Origin of the sequence: Pseudomonas sp. IT-P218, from assembly GCF_949767605.1 — a bacterium.
Lineage (GTDB): Bacteria > Pseudomonadota > Gammaproteobacteria > Pseudomonadales > Pseudomonadaceae > Aquipseudomonas > Aquipseudomonas putida_AE.
In genome coordinates this window covers 178,262-199,469 of sequence record NZ_CATKQQ010000096.1, presented here as the reverse complement: position 1 = coordinate 199,469, position 21,208 = coordinate 178,262, and the positions used below count along the sequence as shown (strand labels likewise).

The following is a 21,208-nucleotide window of genomic DNA, read 5'->3' as shown; positions in this document are numbered from 1 at the left end:
ATCTGCTGATTTACACTGCGTTCACCAACCTCATCTGTAACAAGGAAATGTCCAATGGGCGTGATAAGCGAGTTCAAGGCCTTCGCCGTCAAAGGCAATGTGATCGACATGGCCGTCGGTATCATCATCGGCGCTGCTTTCGGCAAGATCGTGACGTCGTTTGTCGGCGATGTGATCATGCCCCCTATCGGTCTACTGATCGGCGGGGTGGACTTCAGTGACCTGGCCATTACGCTCAAGGCCGCCCAGGGCGATGCCCCGGCGGTGGTGCTGGCGTACGGTAAATTCATCCAGACCCTGATCGACTTCGTCATCGTCGCCTTCGCAATCTTCATGGGCGTCAAGGCCATCAACCGCCTCAAGCGTGAAGAAGCCGTCGCGCCCACCCTGCCGCCGGTTCCGACCAAGGAAGAAGAGTTGCTCGGTGAGATTCGCGACTTGCTCAAGGCCCAGAACAACCGACCTTGAAACAAACGGCGCCATCAAGGCGCCGTTTTTTTTTACCAGAAGTTCTCGACCGCCACCTGACCGGGTCGCCGGCTGAGGCTCAAGTGCATGTCGCGCTGCTTGAGCAATTTGCGCGTGTCATCGATCATCTGCGGGTTTCCGCACAACATCACTCGTGAATGCTCAGGCGTCAGCGCCACGCCAGCCGCCCGCTCCAGCTCGCCGTTTTCAATCAAGGTGGTGATCCGCCCGTTGAGGGCGCCGGGGTGCCGCTCGCGAGTCACGGTGTTGATGAGCTGCAACTTGTGGGCAAACTCCTGCAAATAGTCGCGCTGCGCCAAGCCGGCGATCAGCGCCTGATAAGCCAATTCCCTGGACTCCCGGACGCTATACACCAGGATGATGCGCTCGAATTTTTCCCAGACCTCGAAATCCTGCAGGATCGATAGAAACGGTGCCAGACCTGTACCGGTGGATAACAGCCACAAATCACGGCCGTCGACGAAGCGGTCGAGTGTCAGGTAACCATAGGACTGCCGATCGACCAGCAGCGTATCGCCCACGCCCAGCCGGCTGAGCTCGCTGGTGAATTCGCCGCCGGGTACGACGATGGAAAAGAACTCGAGAAACTCGTCGTAGGGTGAAGACACCATGGAATAGGCGCGCCATACCGTACTGCCGTCCGCCTTGACCACGCCCAGCCGGGCGAATTGCCCCGCGCGAAAGCGAAAACCTGCATCCCTCGTGGTGCGCAGGGTGAACAGGTTCGACGTCAACGGCTGGACATCGAGCAAGGTCTGGCGGGTAAATTTCTCTTCACTGGCGGTCATGGGGTGCTCCCTTCAACACATGACCGCAGTGTCTCGCATTGCGGGCCCCATAAACACCGGCGATTTGTAGTGTTTTTAGCGAAACATCTTCTGATGAGTGACTATTCCCAAACACATTTAACCACTTGGTTAAACAATAAGAAAACCTGCGCAATTACATTAACACTGACATCTTTCGAACTCGATAACATTAGAACCATAAACCTGATTTGTAAATTTAAACAAAACAAAAAATTCTCACCGCCCTGTATGAAACATCCTACAATCCGTGCGTACTGGACATTGGATCCATACACACCCGAGCCGAAAAAGACGGGAGCTCAAAGATGGAAAGGTGGAAGGAGTTACAACTCAGCCAGATAGCCGGCGCAAAGGAGATCGACACCGCCTACCAGGTAGCGCTGCGTTTCGCGAAAAATATCGGATATAAATTTTTTGAATTTTCAGTCACTTACAAAACCAGATCGGAGCAAATAAACACACTCAGACTCAACAATTATCCTGCAAGCTGGAACACCGAGTATGAACAGAAAAAACTTGGTAAAATTGACCCAGTAGTGGCTCATTGCAATCAAACCATGTTGCCCGTTCTATGGAGTGAAGAGCTCTTCTGCAAAGTCCCATCGATGTGGGAAGCGCTTGGAATTCAAGGATTTCAACACGGCTGGTCGCAATCGTTGCATGACGACGAAAGCGGCCTGTTCAGCATCCTGAGCCTGGCCCGGAGCCATTGTCCCATCAGTGCGTTTGAGCTGTACGAGAATTTCGGCTTTTCCGTCTTCATAGGACAGCATCTGCATGCACTGGCCGCACAATCGCTTCCAAAGCATTCGGCAAAATCGGCTGCGACGAATTTGTCGCTTCGGGAAATCGACGTGCTGAAACTCGCAGCCGATGGCAAGACGGCCTACGAGAGTGCCAGGATTCTCAATCTCAGTGCACGCACCGTCAATTTCCATGTGCAGAGTGCGATTGAGAAACTGGGGGTCAATAACAAGATTTCGGCCGTCATTGCCGCAGTCAAGGCGGGCTATTTCGGCAGCGGCGCGCTGCGCTGATCACAAAACCTGCGGGTAATCCAAAAGAAAAAATCGTACCATTTGCATCCCTCTCGAGTGTTGACGTGTAAAAAAGCATGCCGCAGTTCACTCGGACGGTCCCGCCCGCAACAACGCCTCAGGGCCGCGGAACATCCTCGTTTATCTATCAGAGCCTCCTGCCCGATGCCCTTGCTCGAAACCCCGTTCGCCCAGCTCGACCTGATCCGCCAGCCCGAACAGCAGAACGAACCGCTGCAAGCCTTTGACGCCGCAGACGAGTACCTGCTCAATCACCTGGCCGAGCAGCAGCCCGCGGCGAATTCGCGGGTACTGGTGCTGAACGACAGTTTTGGCGCATTGGCCGTCAGCCTGGCAGGCAGGGTCAATGTGACCAGCAGCGGCGATTCGTTCCTGGCCTTGCAGGGGCTGGAAAAGAATCTGGTCCGTAACGGCCAGGCGTTTGACGCCGTGCCCCACGTACCGGCCAGTGAACCCTTTATGGGACCGTTCGACCGGGTGCTGATCCGGGTGCCGAAGACACTGGCATTACTGGAAGAACAACTGATCCGCCTGCAAGGCCAACTGTCGCCCGGCGCCCAGGTGATTGCCGGAGCAATGCTCAAGCATCTGCCGCGTGCGGCCGGCGATCTGCTGGAGCGCTATATTGGCCCGGTGCAGGCCTCGTTGGCGGTAAAAAAAGCCCGGCTGTTGATCGCCACGGCTCAAGCCAAAGCCGCCGTCGAGTCCCCTTACCCGAGCCGTTATCGACTGGATGATCCGGCGATCGAGTTGCTCAATCACGCCAACGTGTTCTGCCGTGAAGGCCTGGACATCGGCACGCGTGCCTTCTTGCCGTACCTGCCGAAGAACCTCGGCAGCGCAAGGGTCGCCGATCTCGGTTGCGGTAACGGCGTGCTGGCCATCGCCAGTGCCCTGCAAAACCCCGAAGCCCGCTACACGCTGGTCGATGAATCCTTCATGGCGGTGCAATCGGCCGCCGAAAACTGGCGCGCCACGCTGGGTGAGCGGGAGGTGATCGTGCGGGCGGGCGATGGCCTGGCCGGGCAGGAGCCCCAGTCGCTGGATGTGGTGCTGTGCAATCCACCGTTTCACCAACAACAGGTGGTGGGTGACTTCCTCGCCTGGCGGATGTTCCAGCAAGCCCGTGAGGCGCTGGTGGTGGGCGGAGCGCTGTACATCGTCGGCAACCGCCATCTGGGCTATCACAGCAAGTTGGCGCGCTTGTTCCGCGGGGTCGAGCAAGTGGCGGCCACCCCGAAATTCGTGATCCTCAAGGCGCGCAAGTAACACGCAGAAAAAACCCTCCAGCTGGAGGGTTTTTTACGCCATGGATCTGTCAGTGAGTCGTCAGGCCTGCGGCGTTCATGAACATGCGCATCAGGCTGGCGACAATGAACAGCGCGCCGACGCTGCCCGCCCAGATCAAGGCCAACCAGCCGAGCCGCTGCCACAGCGGTTTTTTTTCGGCTTGCTCGATGTCGTGCAGGGAATGTTTGCCGGGCATGGCACATTTCTCCAATAAAGGTCGGATGGCGCCTGTGCTGACGCCATCGCGAGCAGGGGCCTAGTGATAACCATCCTCGTGAGTGACCTTGCCGCGGAACACGTAGTAGCTCCAGAAGGTATACCCCAGGATGAACGGGATGATGAACAGCGTGCCCACCAGCATGAAGCCTTGGCTTTGCGGCGGTGCGGCGGCGTCCCAGATCGAGATCGACGGCGGCACGATGTTCGGCCACAGGCTGATTCCCAGCCCGCTATAACCGAGGAAGATCAATACCAGCGTCAACAGGAATGGCGTGTAGTGCGCATTGCGCGCCACCGCGCGGATCAATCCGTAGAGGGTCACTAGCACCAGGATCGGCACCGGCAGGAACCAGAACAGGTTCGGCAAGGTGAACCAGCGCGCTGCAATCTCGGCGTGGGCCAGAGGAGTCCAGATGCTGACGACACCTATCACCGCCAGCAAGACGAACGCCAAGGGGCGCGCCAGATCGTGCATCTGTTCCTGCAACTTGCCTTCGGTCTTCATGATCAGCCAGGTGCAACCGAGTAAAGCATAGGCCACCACCAGCGCGGCGCCGCAGAACAGGGTGAAGGGGGTCAGCCAATCCAGCGAGCCGCCGGCAAACTGCCGATCGACCACCGGCAGGCCATCGATGAACGCCCCCAGCGCTACGCCCTGGAAGAACGTTGCGGCGATCGAACCGCCGATGAATGCCTTGTCCCACAAATGGCGCTTGTCGTCCTTGGCCTTGAAGCGGAATTCGAACGCCACGCCGCGGAAGATCAGCCCGATCAGCATGAAGATCAGCGGTAGATACAAGGCCGAGAGCACGACCGAATAGGCCAGCGGGAAAGCCCCGAACAACGCCGCACCGCCCAGCACCAGCCAGGTTTCGTTGCCGTCCCAGACCGGGGCGACGGTGTTCATCATCACATCGCGGTCGCTCTTGCCGGGAATGAACGGAAAGAGAATGCCGATACCGAGGTCGAAACCGTCCATGACCACGTACATCATGATGCCGAAGATGATGATCACGGCCCAGATCAGCGGAAGATCAATACCCATGATTCAAATCTCCTTGGTCACGGTGTGGTCGTGATCGGCGTGTTCATCGTCCGCTGCGGACAACGGACGCGCCGGCGTACGTTTCTGGCCGGGACCGCCTTCGTTGGTTTCCTTGCCTTCGTCGATCTTCGGCCCTTTGCGCACCAAGCGCATCATGTAGCCGAGACCTGCACCGAACAGCGCGAAATACACCACCACGAACAGGATCAAGGTGATGCTCATCTGCATGAAACTATGGTTGGAGGACGCATCCGCCGTGCGCATCAGGCCGTAGACCACCCACGGCTGGCGACCGATTTCAGTGGTGAACCACCCGGCGAGGATCGCAATCAACCCGGACGGCCCCATCCACAACGCCAGGTAGAGGAAAGGCCGCGAGGTGTACAGCTTGTCGCGCTTGCGCAGCCACAGGCTCCACAGGCCGGTGAAGATCATCAGCAAGCCAAGGCCGACCATGATCCGGAACGACCAGAACACAATGGTCGAATTCGGCCGATCCTCGGGTGGGAATTCCTTGAGCGCCGGCACCTGTTTATCCAGCGAGTGGGTCAGGATCAGGCTGCCCAGGTACGGAATCTCGACGGCGAATTTGGTTTTCTCTTCTTTCATGTCCGGCCAGCCGAACAGGATCAGGGGCGTTGCCTCGTCGCCCTTGTTTTCCCAGTGGCCCTCGATCGCGGCGATCTTGGCCGGTTGATGCTCCAGCGTATTGAGGCCATGGAAGTCGCCGATGACCGCCTGGATCGGCGCGACGATCAAGGCCATCCACATCGCCATCGACAGCATGGTGCGGATCGCCGGGTTGTCCTTGCCGCGCAGCAGATGCCAGGCCGCCGAGGAACCCACGAAGAACGCCGTGGCGACAAACGCCGCCGTCGCCATGTGCATCAAGCGGTACGGAAAGGACGGGTTGAAGATCACCGCCAGCCAGTCGGTGGGAATCACCTGGCCGTTGATGATTTCAAACCCCTGGGGCGTTTGCATCCAGCTGTTGGAGGCGAGAATCCAGAAGGTCGAGATCAGCGTGCCAATGGCGACCATGACCGTGGAGAAGAAGTGCAGGCCGCGTCCGACCTTGTTCCAGCCGAACAGCATGACGCCGAGGAAACCGGCTTCGAGGAAGAATGCCGTGAGCACTTCATAGGTCAGCAACGGACCGGTCACCGCGCCGGCGAAGTCCGAGAAGCGGCTCCAGTTGGTGCCGAACTGATAGGCCATGACCAGTCCGGAGACCACACCCATACCGAAATTGACGGCAAAGATCTTCGACCAGAAATGGTAGAGGTCCCGGTAGGTGTCGTTATTGGTTTTCAGCCACAAGCCTTCGAGCACCGCCAGGTAACTCGCCAGGCCGATGGTGATGGCTGGAAACAGGATGTGGAACGAGATAGTGAACGCGAACTGAATTCGGGCGAGATCAAGTGCCTCTAAACCGAACATAAGTCTTCCTCTGTCAGGTAGTACGGCTGCGGGCTCGAAGCCTGCACCCACGGCCCCCACGGATATGGAGTGTGGCGAATCTCTGTTTGTTCTTTTTTTGTACGCATCACAACGCAGGGAGTCTGGCCTCATGGCCGCCGGATCAATTCCTTTTGTCGGTTTTGATCTGGATCAATCAACGATGAAAGAGTAGTCCCATTTACGGGGATGACCCGCGTGGTCTTTTGCCGCGTGACAAGTTGCCTCACGGCTTCAGTCACAGGTTGAAATGAATCAATGGAAGGCAGTGGACCAGAAGTCAGCGGAATCGATGCTTGGCTAACGAAATTTTCCCGCGCCGCAACTTCCTGTTACAGGTTGGTGATAATCTCGACCTTTCCCTCCCCAGACTTGCCTTCAAATGCCCAGCCAAGAGCCCTTGCTGTTACGTCACCATCGTCCTTTCATCGGCTTCTGGCTGGCCCGGGTTTTCACCGCCAGCGGTTTTCAGATGCTCACCGTGGCCATTGGCTGGAACCTCTACCAACTGACCGGCAACGTGCTCGACCTGGGCCTGGTCGGCCTCGTGGAGTTCGCGCCGCGCGTGCTGTTCATGCTGCACACCGGACACGTTGCCGATCGCTACGACCGGCGCAAGGTCGCGGCCATCTGCCAGTCGCTGCAAGCCCTGATCGCCCTGTCGCTGGCCATCGGCAGCGCGACCGACCATGTCACTCGGGAAATGATCTTCATCCTTGCATTCCTGCTCGGCGCCGCGCGCTCCTTCGAAATGCCGACCACCCAAGCCTTGCTACCGAGCATCGTGCCCAGCGCACTGTTTCCCCGGGCGGTGGCCGCCGCGCAGTCGGCCCAGCAATCGGCGACCATCGTCGCCCCGGCACTCGGTGGCTTGCTCTACGCCTTCGGCAGCGTCTGGGTGTATGGCCCGACGGTGATCCTGTACATCATCGCCTGCGCACTGATGCTCAACCTGCCCGCCCGACAAACGCCTCTGAACAAGGGCAAGGCCACTCTGGATTCGCTCCTGGCGGGCATCCGTTTCATCCGCAGTCGTCCGGACATTCTCGGGGCCATTTCCCTTGACCTGTTCGCTGTCCTGCTGGGGGGTGCGACGGCATTGCTGCCGGTGTTCGCCAAGGACATTCTGTTGACGGGCCCGTGGGGCCTGGGCCTGCTGCGTTCGGCACCGGCGGTGGGCGCGCTGCTGATGTCGCTGTTCCTGGCGCGGTTTGCCGTGGAGCGCAATGTCGGACGGGTCATGTTCACCGCTGTGGGTGTGTTCGGCGTGGCGACGATCGCCTTTGGCTTGTCGACTTCGTTCTGGTTCTCGCTAGCCGTGCTGGTGGTCCTCGGCGCGGCCGACATGATCAGCATGGTGATCCGCGCCTCGTTCGTGCAACTGGAAACCCCGGACGAAATGCGCGGCCGGGTGAGCGCCGTGAACGGGCTGTTCATTGGCGCTTCGAACCAATTGGGCGAATTCGAATCCGGCCTGACCGCCCACTGGTTCGGCACCGTGCCGGCAGTCGTCATGGGCGGTATCGGTACGCTGGTGGTGACAGGGACCTGGATCAAGCTCTTCCCGACCCTGGCCAACCGCGACCGGATGCATGTGCCGGTGGAAGAGCTAAAGGCCTGAGGCTGTTGCCATCACAATTTTGCCGACCAGGTGCAATACGTAATTAACGCATAGAGTGTAAGGTATCGCCTTACACATTCCCCACGGGAGGCAGAACATGCCCACGCACAACCCGCCGCACCCTGGTGAAACACTATTGATGGATGTATTGCCCGAGTTGGGCATCAGCGTCGCGGAACTTGCCCGGCATCTTGGGTTTGCGCGTCCTCACCTGTCGCGGGTACTGCATGGACATGCACCAGTCAGTCCGGATCTGGCCGTACGCCTGGAGGGCGCTGGAATCGGCAAGGCTCGCATGTGGCTAGGGGTCCAGACCGACTATGACCTATGGCAAGCAGAGCAGCGTGAGCAACCGCCCATCAAACCCATCGCCGCTCACGCCTGACGCCGTCTAAATCATCAACTCCCCCGCCACTGCCACCCGCGTGGCTTTGCCACACAACTGTTCCACCAGGGTCAGGGCAAATTCCAAAGCGCCACCCGACCCTTGGGCGGTGATGCAATTGCCGTCGACCACCACCGGTTGATCGACGAAGTTGCAGCCCGACAGTTGATGGCTGGCCGAGGGCAGGCAGGTCATGCGCCGCTGGCGCAGCACGCCGAAGGATTGCAGGGCTGTTGCGGGGGCTTCGGCAATGCCGGCGAACAGGCGACCTGCCGCGGCCTGGTCCTTGATCAGTTGCTGCAGGGGCTGATGGGCGCTCAGATGTTGCGTCCCTGTGGCACCGCCAGGCAGGACGATCAGGTCGAACGGCTGGGCCAGCAGATCCACCAACATCGCATCGCAGGTCAAGCGCGTACCTCGGGCACAGGTGAGCATGCGCCGTCCCTCGATGCTGGCAACCACTACCTCGACTTTTGCGCGGCGCAATACATCGATCAAGGTCACGGTCTGCAGGTCATCGGCGCCCTCGGCGAGGGTAATCAAGGCTCGAAAGGTCATGGGAACAATCCACAGGAGAATTCTTAAAGCGTAGTCAGCTTTCCTGACGCCTGTTCGGGCCGCCGTCGTTACTTGATGTAAAGCTGGGTCGACAGCGTGTTGCCCGGCGCGTTGATCGAGGTATTGCTGAAGATGAACGTACCTTCCTGCTTACCTGCCAGATTGAAAATGTAAAGGTTGCCGACGATCCTGGTCCTTTGCGAGCAGTCGGTCAGGTTGCCGTTGTCATAAGCGCAAACCGGCGCGCGGGTGCCGTCCACTTCGAAGCCATCGAGCGCGGCATGGGGCTGGCTGCGACCGTAGCCCACTTCCAGCACATAGATCCTGATGTTGGGCCCCGCGTGGTTGCAGCGGGTCTGTGTCTGCCCTTCGTCAATCGTCTCGAAACCACAGCCCGGCGATTCGACCTTGAGCACCTTTACCTGGGTCAACGGCGGTGCCGATGCCGCCGAGGCGGATTGTGCCGCCAGCGCCAGCAGCATCAAGACAGCGGACATGATCGTCAGACGCTTTTTCATCCAATTGCCACCCAAAAAAACCAGCGCGCAGTATGGCGGGTTTGGACTGAACACAAAACATCGACGACGATCACCGCCATAAGCAGCCATAACCCCACGCTGCTGGTATGATGCGCGGCTTTTTCCGGCCCACAGTATTTTCCCAGGCGCGTTCAGCGGTCTGTGCTTTGCTGTTGAGGTCGATACATTCACGGCGCCGGGCGCGCCACGGGGAGCAGACATGCTGGAAAGGCTGTTTCAACTCAAGGCACACAACACCAACGTGCGGACCGAGATTCTGGCGGGCGTCACGACTTTCTTGGCCATGGCCTACATTCTGTTCGTCAACCCGAGCATCCTCGGCGAGACCGGCATGGACAAGGGTGCGGTGTTCGTCGCCACCTGTCTGGCAGCCGCCATCGGCTCCACAGTCATGGGCCTGATCGCCAACTACCCGATCGCGCTCGCGCCGGGCATGGGCCTGAACGCCTTCTTCACCTACACCGTGGTCCTGCACATGGGCCATACCTGGCAAGTGGCGCTGGGGGCGGTGTTCATCTCGGCGGTGTGCTTCTTCCTGTTGTCGATCTTCCGTATCCGGGAATGGATCATCAACAGTATTCCGCTGCCGCTGCGTTCGGCGATTGCGGCCGGTATCGGCCTGTTCCTGGCGCTGATCGCCCTGCACAACGCCGGTATCGTGGTGAGCAACCCGGCGACCATGGTCGGCCTCGGTGACCTCAAGCAACCGGCACCCATCCTCGCCACCCTGGGTTTTGCCCTGATCGTCGCCCTCGAAGCCCTCGCCGTGCGGGGTGCAGTGCTGATCGGTATCCTGGTGGTGACCATCGCTTCCATCGTCATGGGCTTCACCCCGTTCGGCGGCGTCATGTCGATGCCGCCGTCGCTGGCCCCGACCTTCCTGCAACTGGACATCAAGGGCGCACTGGACATCGGTCTGGTCAGCGTGATCTTCGCCTTCCTGTTCGTCGACCTGTTCGACAACTCCGGCACCCTGATCGGCGTCGCCAAGCGCGCCGGGCTGATGGGCAAGGACGGCCACATGCCGAAAATGGGCCGCGCACTGATCGCCGACAGTACCGCCGCAATGGCCGGTTCCCTGCTGGGCACCTCGACCACGACCAGCTACATCGAATCCGCTGCGGGCGTGAGTGCGGGCGGCCGCACCGGCCTGACCGCTGTCGTCGTGGCGATGCTGTTCCTGCTGGCGCTGTTCTTTTCGCCACTGGCCGCCAGCGTTCCCGCGTTCGCCACGGCCCCAGCGCTGCTGTTCGTCGCCGTGCTGATGACATCCGGCCTGGCCGAAATAGACTGGGACGACATCACCGTCGCCGCGCCGGTCGTCATTACCGCGCTGGCCATGCCATTCACTTATTCCATCGCCAATGGCATCGCCTTCGGTTTCATTGCCTGGACCGCCATCAAACTGATGTCCGGTCGTGGCCGTGAGCTGAACCCGGCGCTGGTGATCCTGTCGATTCTGTTCGTGATCAAGCTCGGTTGGTTCAACGCATGACTTTTGATTCCCAGGCCTACACCGTCCAGCTCGAAGAAAAGGTCACACGCCTGCGTGACCTGCTGGCCCCATTCGACGCGCCCGAGCCTGTGGTCTTCGACTCGCCGCTGCAGAACTTCCGCCTGCGTGCCGAATTCCGCCTGTGGCGCGAAGCCGGCGAGCGCCACTACGCAATGTTTTCCCAGGAAGACAAACGCACGCCGATCCTGATCGAAGAGTTCCCGATCGCCAGCCAGCGCATCAATCAATTGATGCCGCAGCTCAAGGCCGCCTGGCAAGCCAGTGCGCCTTTGAGTCACAAGCTGTTTCAGGTGGAGTTTCTGACGACCCTGGCCGGCGATGCGATGATCACCCTGTGTTATCACCGCCCGCTGGACGAGCATTGGCATGCAGCCGCGAGCAAACTGGCGGCGGACCTGAACGTCAGCATCATCGGCCGCTCCAAGGGCAAGCGCGAAGTCATCGGTCACGATTACGTGGTCGAGCAGCTGGAGGTCGGCGGCCGCACCTTCAGCTACCGCCAACCGGAAGGCGCGTTCACCCAGCCCAACGGCACCGTGAACCAGAAGATGCTCAACTGGGCGGACGACGCCCTCGGTGATCGCCCTGACGATTTGCTGGAGTTGTACTGCGGCAACGGCAACTTCACCCTGCCGCTCGCGACCCGAGTGCGCAAGGTGCTGGCCACCGAAATCAGCAAGACCTCGGTCAACGCGGCGTTGAGCAACCTCAGCGAAAACGCTGTGGATAACGTCACGCTGGTGCGTTTGTCCGCCGAAGAGCTGACCGAAGCCTTGAACGAAGTGCGCCCGTTCCGCCGCCTGCAGGGCATCGACCTGAAAAGCTACGAGTTCGGCAGCGTCTTCGTCGACCCGCCTCGCGCCGGCATGGATCCGGACACCTGCGAGTTGACCCGACGCTTCGACAACATCCTCTACATTTCCTGCAACCCGCAAACCCTGGCGGACAACATCGCCCAGTTGCACGACACCCACCGCATCACCCGATGCGCGATGTTCGACCAGTTCCCATGGACGCATCACATGGAATCCGGGGTGTTGTTGACCCGGCGGTGATTGCTGTGGCCACAAACAAATCAGCCGTCATCTCGACGGCTTTTTTGTGGGCGTTCAAACCACGACGTCGACTTTGCGTGGACGTCCACCTTTCCTGCCATTGGCCCTCGCCGCCTCGGCCTTGGCGGCGCTGCTCTGCCGACCGTTGCGCGAAGCAATCACCGAAGCCGCCATCGCCATCAATGGCTCGCTGGCCGAGATCATTCCGGCGATAGAGATCTGCAGGTCCTTGCCTTCGTGGCAGAGCGCGGTTCCGGTAAAACCCACCTCGAAACCAGCAAAATCCTCGATCTCGAATCCATCGAACTCAGGGTAATTTCCAACTGGCAGCAACACCCCGCTGCCATCTTCGAAGCTGACCGCCAGACACGGAGCCTGAAAGGTGACCGACGTCGCGTGCAGCCCGCTGCTTTGGCGAGACTTGCCTCGTTCAATCGCTCGATCAAGGCGGGCCTCTGTCACCGGCCGATCTACCTGGACCTTGGCTTTTACCGTTTTCATAACTCGATCTCCACACATTCCTGTGCACCTATCAGGGATAACCGCGTCCTGTTCGTTTGCGGCTCATACAAAGCCGAACCAATCATGTTGGTGGTACTGACAATCCTCTTCACCACAACGACCTCTCCGGTTTGCCAATCCCACAATTGATTATCAAGGCAGGCCGTTTGCAGTTTTCGCCACCAGATGCGACGAGCACGCAGCAAATGGGCAGGCAGCTTGAGCGATTGGCGCAACCCCTCAAGTACCGCAATGGGTGGCCTGCGCGAGAGTGGAACCACATCCCAGAGTTCGACACCGTTGTGCCAAAAGCTGAATCTGAATCGCGCACTCCACGCGCCTGCCTCCACATGTGCGTGAGGAGGACAATGTTCATCACGCAACATGATCACCACCGAGAGCCCTTTGTAGCTGCATATCTTCATGCTAACCCATCCGTTAGGTTAATGAGTCGAAAGATTCGACATTCCTGGGGAAAACTGACGACCGGTGCCTCGAACACTCAATCGTCAATACGCCTCTGAGACTAGCGTTCAGCGGCGCCCTGGGCCGATGGAGGCCCCGGCAAAATCGTAAGCATTGCTTTCACGCACCCCACAAAAAAAGCCGTCGCTGGGACGGCTGTCTTTTGAAGGTCCTGCATCTCCCTGAAATACTGATTTAATGCGTTCATTTGATCCCCGGTGCAATCAATCATGCAGCGACAATTCGACGATCTTCAACTGGGCAGCATCGAGCTTTTTTGCCTGGCTGCCGAAGCAGGCAGCTTCACTGCCGCCGCACTGGTGGCGGGCGTCACACCGGCCGCGGTGAGCCGTTCGGTGTCGCGTATGGAAGAACGCCTTGGCGTGCGGTTGTTTGCACGCACCACCCGCAGCGTCAAGCTGACCGACAGCGGTCGGCGCTACTACGAAGAATGCCGCCAGGCACTGGCGCTACTGGTCGAAGCCCAGCGCGAGGTCATGGGCCAGCAACAGGTACCTTCAGGAACCTTGCGCATCAGCATCCCGACCACTTATGCCCACCACCGCATCCTGCCGTTGCTGCCGGCCTTTCGCGCGCGCTTTCCGGCGGTGAAGGTCGAGTCGCACATCAGTAATCGCAACATCGATTTCGTCGGCGAAGGTTATGACATGGCGATCCGTGTGCGCGCTATTCCGGACTCCGGCCTGATCGCCCGGCAGCTTGAAGATGCCGCGCTGGTGATGATTGCCAGCCCCGAATACCTCAAGCGGGCCGGCACGCCGCAAACCCTCGACGACCTGCAACAGCACGAGTGCATTCAATACGAACTGCCCAGCAGCGGCCGGCGCATTGCCTGGTTGTTCAATGACGGTGGCATACAGCGCGAAATTCTTGCCGAGGGCAACTTCAGTTGTTCCGACGATGTATTGGGTGGCGTGACCCTGGCGAAACATGGTGCGGGGTTGTTCCAGACCTATCGATTTATCGTCGAGAAGGAACTGGCCAATGGCTCGCTGGTGGAAGTGCTCAAACCTTATGGGGGGCGTTCGCGGCCGTTTACCCTGCTCTACCCGCAAAGTCGTCATATGCCCCTGCGGTTGCGCGCGTTCATCGACTTCCTGGTGGAGCAGTTGCCACGCTGAAACGAAACCGTCCGATCACCGCACACAAAAGGACCGTATGCGGGCGGTCCAATTGACCAAATTAACCATCTGGTACATTTTATCTCCACAGGCCGAGACCTTGGCCAACGCCAAAAATAATAAGTGGAGAAACCTTGATGTCCCCTATCATTCTGGTGCTCAACGGCCCGAATCTGAACCTGCTTGGTACCCGTGAACCGGCGACTTACGGCCACGAAACCCTGGCTGATATTTCCGCCATGTGTGGCCGAGCCGCCGAAGAGTTCGACCTGGCGGTGGAGTTTCGCCAGACCAACCACGAAGGCGAACTGCTCGACTGGATTCATGCCGCCCGCGGCCGTTGTGCCGGGATAGTGATCAACCCGGCCGCCTGGACGCACACTTCGGTGGCGATCCGCGATGCGCTGGTCGCCAGCGAACTGCCGGTGATCGAAGTGCACCTGTCCAACGTGCATGCCCGTGAGCAATTTCGGCACCACTCCTTCGTCTCGGGCATTGCTACGGCGGTAATGGCCGGTTTTGGCAGCCATGGCTATCGCCTGGCACTGGAGCATTTCAGCCAACGTCTGAAGGGGTGAGCGTGATGAGCAAGAATCAAACCGTACTGGCAGGCCTGATCGGCGCAGGCATCCAGGCTTCTCGCACCCCTGCCCTGCACGAGCATGAAGGCGATGCCCAGGATTTGCGTTATCTGTATCGCCTGATCGACCTCGATCAACTGCAACTCGACAGCAACGCCCTGCCCGAGCTGCTGCTGGCTGCCGAACGCATGAACTACACCGGCCTGAACATCACCTTTCCGTGCAAGCAGGCGATCATCCCGCTGCTCGACGAACTGTCGCCAGAAGCCCGTGGCATTGGCGCGGTGAACACCGTGGTGTTGAAAGACGGCAAACGCATCGGCCATAACACCGATTGCCTGGGGTTTGCCGAAGGTTTTCGGCGTGGCTTGCAAGGCGTTGCCGTTGAGCGCGTCGTACAAATGGGCGCCGGCGGCGCTGGTGCGGCAGTGGCCCACGCGTTGTTGAGCGAAGGCGTACAACAACTGAGCATTTTCGATGTGGAAATCAGCCGCGCACAGAGCCTGGCGGACAACCTCAATCAGCATTTCGGCAGTAACCGCGCGGTGGCCGGTCATGACCTGGCATTGACCCTGGCCGAGGCTGATGGCCTGGTCAACACCACGCCCATGGGCATGAAGAAACTGCCAGGCATGCCGGTGCCGGTCGAGTTGCTTCGGGCTGAGTTGTGGGTGGCGGAGATTGTCTATTTCCCGCTGGAAACCGAACTGCTGCGTAATGCCCGCGCCCTGGGCTGCCGAACGCTGGATGGCGGCAACATGGCGGTGTTCCAGGCGGTAAAGGCATTCGAATTGTTCAGCGGCGTGGTGCCGGATGCGCAGCGGATGCTGGCGCATTTTCAGAGCATGAATGGTTAAAGATCAAAAGATCGCAGCCTTCGGCAGCTCCTACAAGGCTGCGATCTTTTCAGGCCTGCAGATATCGCAGGACCGACTCGCAAATCATCTCCCGATGACGCTGCTTGATGCTCTCGTCCGGCAAGTCGATCTGAAAGATCTCGCCGAAAGTGTGGCGGTTCGACACGCGATAGAAGCAGAACGAACTGATGAGCAAATGCACATCCAATGGATCAAGCCCTGTGCGGAACAGCCCTTGCTCGGCACCGCGACGCAGGATCTCGCCCAGTGAATCAAGGATGGTGTTGTTCATGGCCTTGATTGCATCGGAGCGTTTCACGTATTCGGCGTTGTGAATGTTCTCGATGCTGACGATGCGCACGAAATCGACGTTGCGGTCATGGTGATCGAAGGTGAACTCCACCAGCCGCCGAATCGCCTCGACGGGCGGCAGTTCCGCCAGGTGCAGCCGGTTTTCGGTATTGCGGATATCGCCGTAGAGCTTCTCCAGCACCTCGACGTAGAGCTGTTCCTTACTGCCGAAGTAGTAATAGATCATGCGCTTGGACGTGTGGATGCGCTCGGCGATGGCATCGACTCGAGCCCCGGAAAGCCCTTGCTGAACGAACTCGACAATCGCCTCCTGCAGGATGTTCTCGCGGGTTTTTTCCGGATTGTTCTTGCGACTCTTGCGCGGTTCGGCAACCGGTTGATCGGGTGCTGCGGAGAGTTCTGAAGTCATTGTCATTGCGGGCTCACGGCCATCACTGCACAGGCTGGCGATTATGAGCCGCGCCGCACAGTGAAGGAAGCCGTGCGGCAGCGGTTTGTCGGTGTGGTTACGATTTTCCTACAACTTTGTCTGACGCACCGCACCGCTGCGGGATTTGGCCATGGCTGCCAGGCGCACCGCCACGTTGGCCGCGCCGTAACCGGCATAACCGTTCTTGCGCTGAATGATCTCGAAGAAGAACCGCCCTTCGAACGGTTCGGTGTACACGTGGAACAGCTCACCGCCCTGGGCATCACGGTCGTACAGCACGTTGTAATAGGCCAGTTCGCTGAGAAACTCGTCGTCAAAATCGAAGCGCGCCGCCAGGTCATCGTAGTAGTTGAGCGGAATATCCAGCAGCGGTACGCCCGCCGCCTTGGCGCGACTGACTTCGGCAAAGATGTCATCGCAATCAAACGCGATGTGGTGCACGCCGGAGCCGCGATAACTCGACAACGCGTGTGAGATGGCGGTGTTGCGGTTTTCGGAAATATTCAGCGGCAGGCGAATCGAACTGTCACGGCTGCGCAGCGCGCGGCTCTTCACCAGACCATAAGGATCTGGCAGCACCACTTCGTCATCGGCCTCGAAGTCCAGCAGGCTCTTGTAGAACAGCACCCAACTGTCGAGGCTGTCGGCGGGCAGCGCCATGGCCATGTGGTCGATGCGCTTGAGGCCACCGCCGGTCACTACGGCCGGTTGCAGGTTGAAGTCGGTACCATAGACATCGGCGTCTTGATCGACGAGGTAGATCAGGCTGCCATCCGGCGCGCGCACGGCGGCCAGTTCCAATTCATTGGGACCGACCAATCCGCGATACGGCTGGCCTTTGTAGGCCACGGCCCTGGCCAGCGCGCTGGCACTGTCCTTGACTCGCACGGCGGTGGCGCACAACGATGGACCATGGGCCTCGAAGAAACTGTGGGCGAACGAGTACGGTTCGGAGTTGAGGATCAGGTTGATATCGCCCTGGCGCAGCAGGCTGACGCTCTTGGAGCGATGCTCCCCGGCCTTGACGAAACCCAGCCGCTCCAGCCAATGGGAGAGCTTGGCGCCGAGGCTTTCGTCCACGGCGAACTCGAGAAACTCGATGCCGTTGTATTCGCTAGCCTTCGGCGTCTCGAACAGAATCTCGGGGTTGGCCGTTGGTTTGGCTTCCTGGGCCAGGCGCTCGCGGGTTTTCTCTTCCAGGTACAGCAACGAGCGCAAACCGTCGGCAGCGTTGGCTCGAGGCGGCGCGGCGCGGAAACCGTCGTTGAAGATCTCCAGCGACAGTGGCCCGGTATAGCCACTCTTGATGATCGGCGCGAGGAAACCCGGCAAATCGAATTCGCCCTGGCCCGGGAAGCAGCGGAAATGCCGGCTCCACTCCAGCACGTCCATGGCCAGGATCGGGGCATCGGCCATTTGCACGAAGAAAATCTTGTCACCGGGAATCTCGGCGATGGCGCTCGGGTCGCCCTTGAGCGACAGCGTATGGAAGCTGTCGAGCAATACGCCGAGGCTCGGATGATCGGCCTGACGGACGATGTTCCACACCTGTTGCCAGGTATTGACGTGGCGTCCCCAGGCCAGCGCTTCGTAACCGATACGCAGGCCTCGCGCGCCGGCGCGTTCGGCCAGCAGGCGCAAGTCGTCGACCAGGATCTGTTCATCACCGATGGAGTCGGCCGAGGCGTTGCTGCACACCAGCACCAGGTCGGTGCCGAGCTCCTGCATCAGGTCGAACTTGCGCTCGGCCCGCTCAAGGTTGCGCGACAGACGGTCACGGCGGCAGCCTTCAAAATCCCGAAATGGTTGAAACAGCGTGATGGCGATCCCGAGATCGGCGCACATCTGTTTAATTTCTCGCGGGCTGCCGTCGTAGTAGAGAAGGTCATTCTCGAAGATCTCCACACCGTCGAAACCGGCGGCGGCAATGGCTTCGAGTTTTTCCGGCAGGGTACCGCTCAAGGACACGGTGGCAATGGAACGCTGCATATTTCGACTCCCGGTGATGGAGGCAATCTTGTTAGGGGTATCGCACGCTTGTCGCTGGGCCCAGGTCGCTGGCGATGGCGATCTCGCGGACGCCATCGCCGGCATGCCGGGTTCCAACAGGGATTGCGTTTAGCTTTGAATGAATTATTGGCCTGGTGATTCCTCACGGCAATTCAAAGTGTACTATCCAGTTAGTTTTTCGTGCGATTATCGAACAAAATGGCCGTTAGCGAATTGACGATTTTTCGTCCACTGCGCAACATCAACACCACATTGGGTCCGGTCATGAATCATCGGTTCCAGTTAACAAGACCCTGAACACCACATAAAAATTTCAAAAAACGGGTATACGCTCATGCGCTCATTAAACGCCTTGCTCGATTACACCACCGTCATTACGCCTTGCCTGGCGTCCATCCGAACCCCGCGCACCGCTGGCACCCACGTGCCGCTCGCTGAATAACTCGTCAGCCGACGAACACAGCCGATCAGTCCAACCGCGCCCGTCGCCCTCGATTGATCACGCGCCCTTGAAGTCCCGACGAGCTTCGCTTGTCAGTCATTGAACGGATGGCACAGATGAATCCTACACATAGCTCACGCATGGCTCCGGCCATGAGCGCTGCCACTGGCGGCATCGGCGACAAGATCCGCGGCGCCATGGCTGTCGGCAAAACCCGTTGGGGCATGCTGGCGCTGGTGTTTTTCGCCACCACCCTGAACTACATCGACCGCGCCGCCCTGGGCGTCATGCAGCCAATCCTGGCCAAAGAAATGAGCTGGACGGCGATGGACTACGCCAACATCAACTTCTGGTTCCAGGTCGGCTACGCCATCGGATTCGTGCTGCAAGGCCGCCTGATCGACCGGGTCGGCGTCAAGCGCGTGTTCTTCTGCGCCGTGCTGCTCTGGAGCCTGGCGACCGGCGCCCACGGCCTGGCCACTTCGGCGGTCGGCTTCATGGTGTGCCGCTTCATCCTCGGCCTGACCGAAGCCGCCAACTACCCGGCCTGCGTGAAGACCACGCGCCTGTGGTTCCCGGCCGGCGAGCGCGCAGTGGCCACCGGTATTTTCAACGCCGGGACCAACGTCGGCGCCATGTTCACACCGATGTTGCTGCCACTGATTCTCCACGTGTGGGGCTGGCAGGCGGCGTTCCTGTGCATGTCGGCACTGGGCGGGATCTGGCTGGTATTCTGGGGCCTGAAGTACTTCAACCCGGAAGATCACCCACGCGTCAAACAGTCGGAACTGGACTACATCCAGAACGAAGTGGAACCGGAACAAGTCCGCGTACCCTTCTCGAAAATCCTGCGCATGCGCGGCACCTGGGCCTTCGCCCTTGCCTACTCGATCACAGCGCCGGTGTTCTGGTTCTACCTGTACTGGCTGCCACCGTTCCTCAACCAGCAATACAACCTGGGCATCAACGTGACCCAGATGGGCATCCCGCTGATCATCATCTACCTCACCGCCGACTTCGGCAGTGTCGGTGGCGGGATCCTCTCCTCGTTCCTGATCGGCCGCGGCGTCAATCCGATCAAGGCGCGCCTGATGTCCATGTTCCTGTTCGCCTGCTGCATCATCGGCGTGATCATGGCGGCCGGCTCCAGCAACCTGTGGGTCGCAGTGGCCGCCATTTCCCTGGCCATCGGTGCGCACCAGGCCTGGACCGCGAACATCTGGAGCCTGGTGATGGACTACACGCCCAAGCACATGATGAGCACGGTGTTCGGTTTCGGCGGCATGTGTGCGGCGATTGGCGGGATGTTCATGACCCAGCTGGTCGGCCACATCCTGACTGTCACCAACAACAACTACACCGTGCTGTTCACCCTGATCCCGGCGATGTACTTCATCGCGCTGATCTGGATGTACTTCATGGCCCCGCGCAAGATTCCGAAAGTAGAAGGCTGATGTTCCCTCGGCGCAGGCCCGGTTTCGGGCCTGCGCTTTTTTTTGCCTGTTGTTCAGGAGCGATCAGCGACGGCTTTGCTGCCAGGCCGCCGCCAGGCCACTGCAGCAGATCACGGCGATCCCGACGACGGTGGTCAGGGTCGGCGTGTGGGAAAACAGCAGCCAGCCCAGCAGGCCGGCAAACACGATCTGACAATAGCTGAAAGGCGCCAGCAAGGCTGGCGCCGCATGCCGGAAGGCCTGGGTCAGGAACAGGTGCGCCGTCATCCCGCAGGCACCCAGCGCCAGCATCATCGCGCCGTGCAGCAAGGTCGGTACCTGCCAGAAGAACGGCACCAGCGCACTCATGACCAGGGTGTTGCACAGCCCGGCAAAGAAGTTGCTGGTGGTCGGGCTGTCGATCTCACTGAGCTTGCGGGTCAGCAATTGGTAGAAGCAGAAAAACAACGCCGAGCACAACGGCAACAACACCGCCGGGGTGAACAGATCACCACCGGGGTGCACGATGATCAGCACCCCTATAAACCCGCAGATCACCGCCAGCCATTGGCCACGGGTGACCTTCTCCCCCAGCAACGGCACCGACAGCGCGGTCACCAGCACCGGTGCCAGGAAGTTCACCGACGTTGCCTCGGCCAGCGGGATGTACATCAATCCCGTGGTGAAAAACAGGCTGGTGCCCAGCAGGCACAAGGCCCGAATCAGTTGCAGCAACGGCCGCTTGGTACGCAGCACGCGCAGCCCGGATTGCGGCAGGAATATCCCGGCCATCAGCAAGGTGTGCACCACATAACGCGCCCAGACCACCATGACAATCGGATAGAACCCGGAAAGGTACTTCGACAGGGCGTCATGGCTGGAAAACAGGAAGGTTGCGACAACGATCAGCAGGATCCCTTTGAAGGGCTGATTGACGCCGGAAAGCGGGGTGCTGACGGTCATTGGGGTTCCTTGTTCAAATCAAAAGCGTCG

22 protein-coding genes are annotated in these 21,208 nt (G+C 59.6%); 11 read left to right on the top strand and 11 right to left on the bottom strand.

What is annotated here, in order from left to right:
* Window positions 1–54: 54 nt before the first annotated feature.
* On the top strand, window positions 55–468 hold the full coding sequence (mscL, locus tag ACM6I6_RS30065; protein ID WP_274074517.1) for a large-conductance mechanosensitive channel protein MscL: 414 nt from the start codon (window positions 55–57) through the stop codon (window positions 466–468).
* Window positions 469–500: 32 nt separating this feature from the next.
* Here mscL and ACM6I6_RS30060 read toward each other — a convergent pair whose 3' ends face one another.
* Window positions 501–1,277, bottom strand: coding sequence for a ferredoxin--NADP reductase (locus tag ACM6I6_RS30060; protein ID WP_274074516.1), 777 nt, complete (start codon window positions 1,275–1,277; stop codon window positions 501–503).
* A gap of 326 nt (window positions 1,278–1,603) precedes the next feature.
* On the opposite strand from ACM6I6_RS30060, the gene ACM6I6_RS30055 reads away from it, so the two are divergent.
* Complete coding sequence (locus ACM6I6_RS30055; protein ID WP_414921189.1) at window positions 1,604–2,335, top strand: helix-turn-helix transcriptional regulator; 732 nt, start codon at window positions 1,604–1,606, stop codon at window positions 2,333–2,335.
* Between the two features lie 165 nt (window positions 2,336–2,500).
* Window positions 2,501–3,625 carry a methyltransferase gene (locus tag ACM6I6_RS30050; RefSeq protein ID WP_323608307.1) on the top strand — a complete coding sequence of 375 codons (1,125 nt, stop codon included), beginning with the start codon at window positions 2,501–2,503 and terminating at the stop codon, window positions 3,623–3,625.
* 49 nt (window positions 3,626–3,674) lie between these two features.
* Here ACM6I6_RS30050 and ACM6I6_RS30045 read toward each other — a convergent pair whose 3' ends face one another.
* Genes ACM6I6_RS30045 through ACM6I6_RS30035 form a run of 3 tightly spaced genes read right to left on the bottom strand, consistent with a single transcriptional unit; the run spans window position 3,675 to window position 6,350 of the window.
* Window positions 3,675–3,842, bottom strand: coding sequence for a DUF2474 domain-containing protein (locus ACM6I6_RS30045; protein WP_323608308.1), 168 nt, complete (start codon window positions 3,840–3,842; stop codon window positions 3,675–3,677).
* A 60-nt stretch (window positions 3,843–3,902) separates the two neighbouring features.
* Window positions 3,903–4,910, bottom strand: coding sequence for a cytochrome d ubiquinol oxidase subunit II (cydB, locus tag ACM6I6_RS30040; RefSeq protein ID WP_274074512.1), 1,008 nt, complete (start codon window positions 4,908–4,910; stop codon window positions 3,903–3,905).
* 3 nt (window positions 4,911–4,913) lie between these two features.
* A complete protein-coding gene (locus ACM6I6_RS30035; RefSeq protein WP_274074511.1) occupies window positions 4,914–6,350 on the bottom strand; it encodes a cytochrome ubiquinol oxidase subunit I in 1,437 nt (478 codons plus the stop codon).
* A 400-nt stretch (window positions 6,351–6,750) separates the two neighbouring features.
* On the opposite strand from ACM6I6_RS30035, the gene ACM6I6_RS30030 reads away from it, so the two are divergent.
* Window positions 6,751–7,989, top strand: coding sequence for an MFS transporter (locus ACM6I6_RS30030; protein WP_414921188.1), 1,239 nt, complete (start codon window positions 6,751–6,753; stop codon window positions 7,987–7,989).
* Window positions 7,990–8,086: 97 nt separating this feature from the next.
* Window positions 8,087–8,374 carry a HigA family addiction module antitoxin gene (locus ACM6I6_RS30025; RefSeq protein WP_414921187.1) on the top strand — a complete coding sequence of 96 codons (288 nt, stop codon included), beginning with the start codon at window positions 8,087–8,089 and terminating at the stop codon, window positions 8,372–8,374.
* A 6-nt stretch (window positions 8,375–8,380) separates the two neighbouring features.
* Here ACM6I6_RS30025 and ACM6I6_RS30020 read toward each other — a convergent pair whose 3' ends face one another.
* On the bottom strand, window positions 8,381–8,932 hold the full coding sequence (locus tag ACM6I6_RS30020) for a DJ-1 family glyoxalase III (protein WP_323626415.1): 552 nt from the start codon (window positions 8,930–8,932) through the stop codon (window positions 8,381–8,383).
* 68 nt (window positions 8,933–9,000) lie between these two features.
* Window positions 9,001–9,450: a DUF4879 domain-containing protein gene (locus ACM6I6_RS30015; RefSeq protein WP_414921200.1), complete on the bottom strand. Its 450-nt coding sequence runs from the start codon at window positions 9,448–9,450 to the stop codon at window positions 9,001–9,003.
* A 220-nt stretch (window positions 9,451–9,670) separates the two neighbouring features.
* On the opposite strand from ACM6I6_RS30015, the gene ACM6I6_RS30010 reads away from it, so the two are divergent.
* Both ACM6I6_RS30010 and trmA read left to right on the top strand, forming a co-directional pair.
* Window positions 9,671–10,966, top strand: coding sequence for an NCS2 family permease (locus ACM6I6_RS30010; RefSeq protein WP_274074507.1), 1,296 nt, complete (start codon window positions 9,671–9,673; stop codon window positions 10,964–10,966).
* A complete protein-coding gene (gene trmA / locus ACM6I6_RS30005; RefSeq protein WP_414921186.1) occupies window positions 10,963–12,042 on the top strand; it encodes a tRNA (uridine(54)-C5)-methyltransferase TrmA in 1,080 nt (359 codons plus the stop codon). Before ACM6I6_RS30010 ends, trmA begins: the two co-directional genes overlap by 4 nt.
* Before the next feature lie 54 nt (window positions 12,043–12,096).
* On the opposite strand, the gene ACM6I6_RS30000 is transcribed toward trmA, so the two are convergent.
* Entirely contained in the window at window positions 12,097–12,543 is a 447-nt protein-coding gene (locus ACM6I6_RS30000; RefSeq protein WP_414921185.1) for a DUF2442 domain-containing protein, read from the bottom strand.
* Window positions 12,540–12,968 carry a DUF4160 domain-containing protein gene (locus ACM6I6_RS29995; protein ID WP_323608312.1) on the bottom strand — a complete coding sequence of 143 codons (429 nt, stop codon included), beginning with the start codon at window positions 12,966–12,968 and terminating at the stop codon, window positions 12,540–12,542. Before ACM6I6_RS29995 ends, ACM6I6_RS30000 begins: the two co-directional genes overlap by 4 nt.
* 270 nt (window positions 12,969–13,238) lie before the next feature.
* Here ACM6I6_RS29995 and ACM6I6_RS29990 point away from each other — a divergent pair, with 270 nt between their 5' ends.
* From ACM6I6_RS29990 to ACM6I6_RS29980, 3 genes are all read left to right on the top strand, one after another.
* The gene (locus tag ACM6I6_RS29990) at window positions 13,239–14,150 is read left to right on the top strand and encodes a LysR family transcriptional regulator (protein WP_408598989.1); all 912 of its coding nucleotides are present in this window, start codon (window positions 13,239–13,241) and stop codon (window positions 14,148–14,150) included.
* Window positions 14,151–14,287: 137 nt separating this feature from the next.
* A complete protein-coding gene (gene aroQ / locus ACM6I6_RS29985; protein ID WP_274074503.1) occupies window positions 14,288–14,728 on the top strand; it encodes a type II 3-dehydroquinate dehydratase in 441 nt (146 codons plus the stop codon).
* A gap of 5 nt (window positions 14,729–14,733) precedes the next feature.
* Entirely contained in the window at window positions 14,734–15,588 is an 855-nt protein-coding gene (locus ACM6I6_RS29980) for a shikimate dehydrogenase (RefSeq protein ID WP_414921184.1), read from the top strand.
* A gap of 49 nt (window positions 15,589–15,637) precedes the next feature.
* Here ACM6I6_RS29980 and ACM6I6_RS29975 read toward each other — a convergent pair whose 3' ends face one another.
* Together ACM6I6_RS29975 and quiC are read right to left on the bottom strand one after the other, a co-directional pair.
* The gene (locus ACM6I6_RS29975; RefSeq protein WP_274074501.1) at window positions 15,638–16,315 is read right to left on the bottom strand and encodes a TetR/AcrR family transcriptional regulator; all 678 of its coding nucleotides are present in this window, start codon (window positions 16,313–16,315) and stop codon (window positions 15,638–15,640) included.
* A 102-nt stretch (window positions 16,316–16,417) separates the two neighbouring features.
* Window positions 16,418–18,319 (bottom strand): 3-dehydroshikimate dehydratase QuiC, encoded by a 1,902-nt coding sequence (gene quiC, locus ACM6I6_RS29970; RefSeq protein ID WP_274074500.1) that lies wholly within the window; start codon window positions 18,317–18,319, stop codon window positions 16,418–16,420.
* Window positions 18,320–18,898: 579 nt separating this feature from the next.
* Between quiC and ACM6I6_RS29965 the strand changes: the two genes are divergently transcribed.
* The gene (locus ACM6I6_RS29965) at window positions 18,899–20,236 is read left to right on the top strand and encodes an MFS transporter (RefSeq protein ID WP_406591190.1); all 1,338 of its coding nucleotides are present in this window, start codon (window positions 18,899–18,901) and stop codon (window positions 20,234–20,236) included.
* 63 nt (window positions 20,237–20,299) lie between these two features.
* Here the strand turns inward: ACM6I6_RS29965 and ACM6I6_RS29960 are convergent, their stop codons facing one another.
* Complete coding sequence (locus ACM6I6_RS29960; RefSeq protein WP_046815761.1) at window positions 20,300–21,178, bottom strand: DMT family transporter; 879 nt, start codon at window positions 21,176–21,178, stop codon at window positions 20,300–20,302.
* Window positions 21,179–21,208 lie beyond the last annotated feature (30 nt).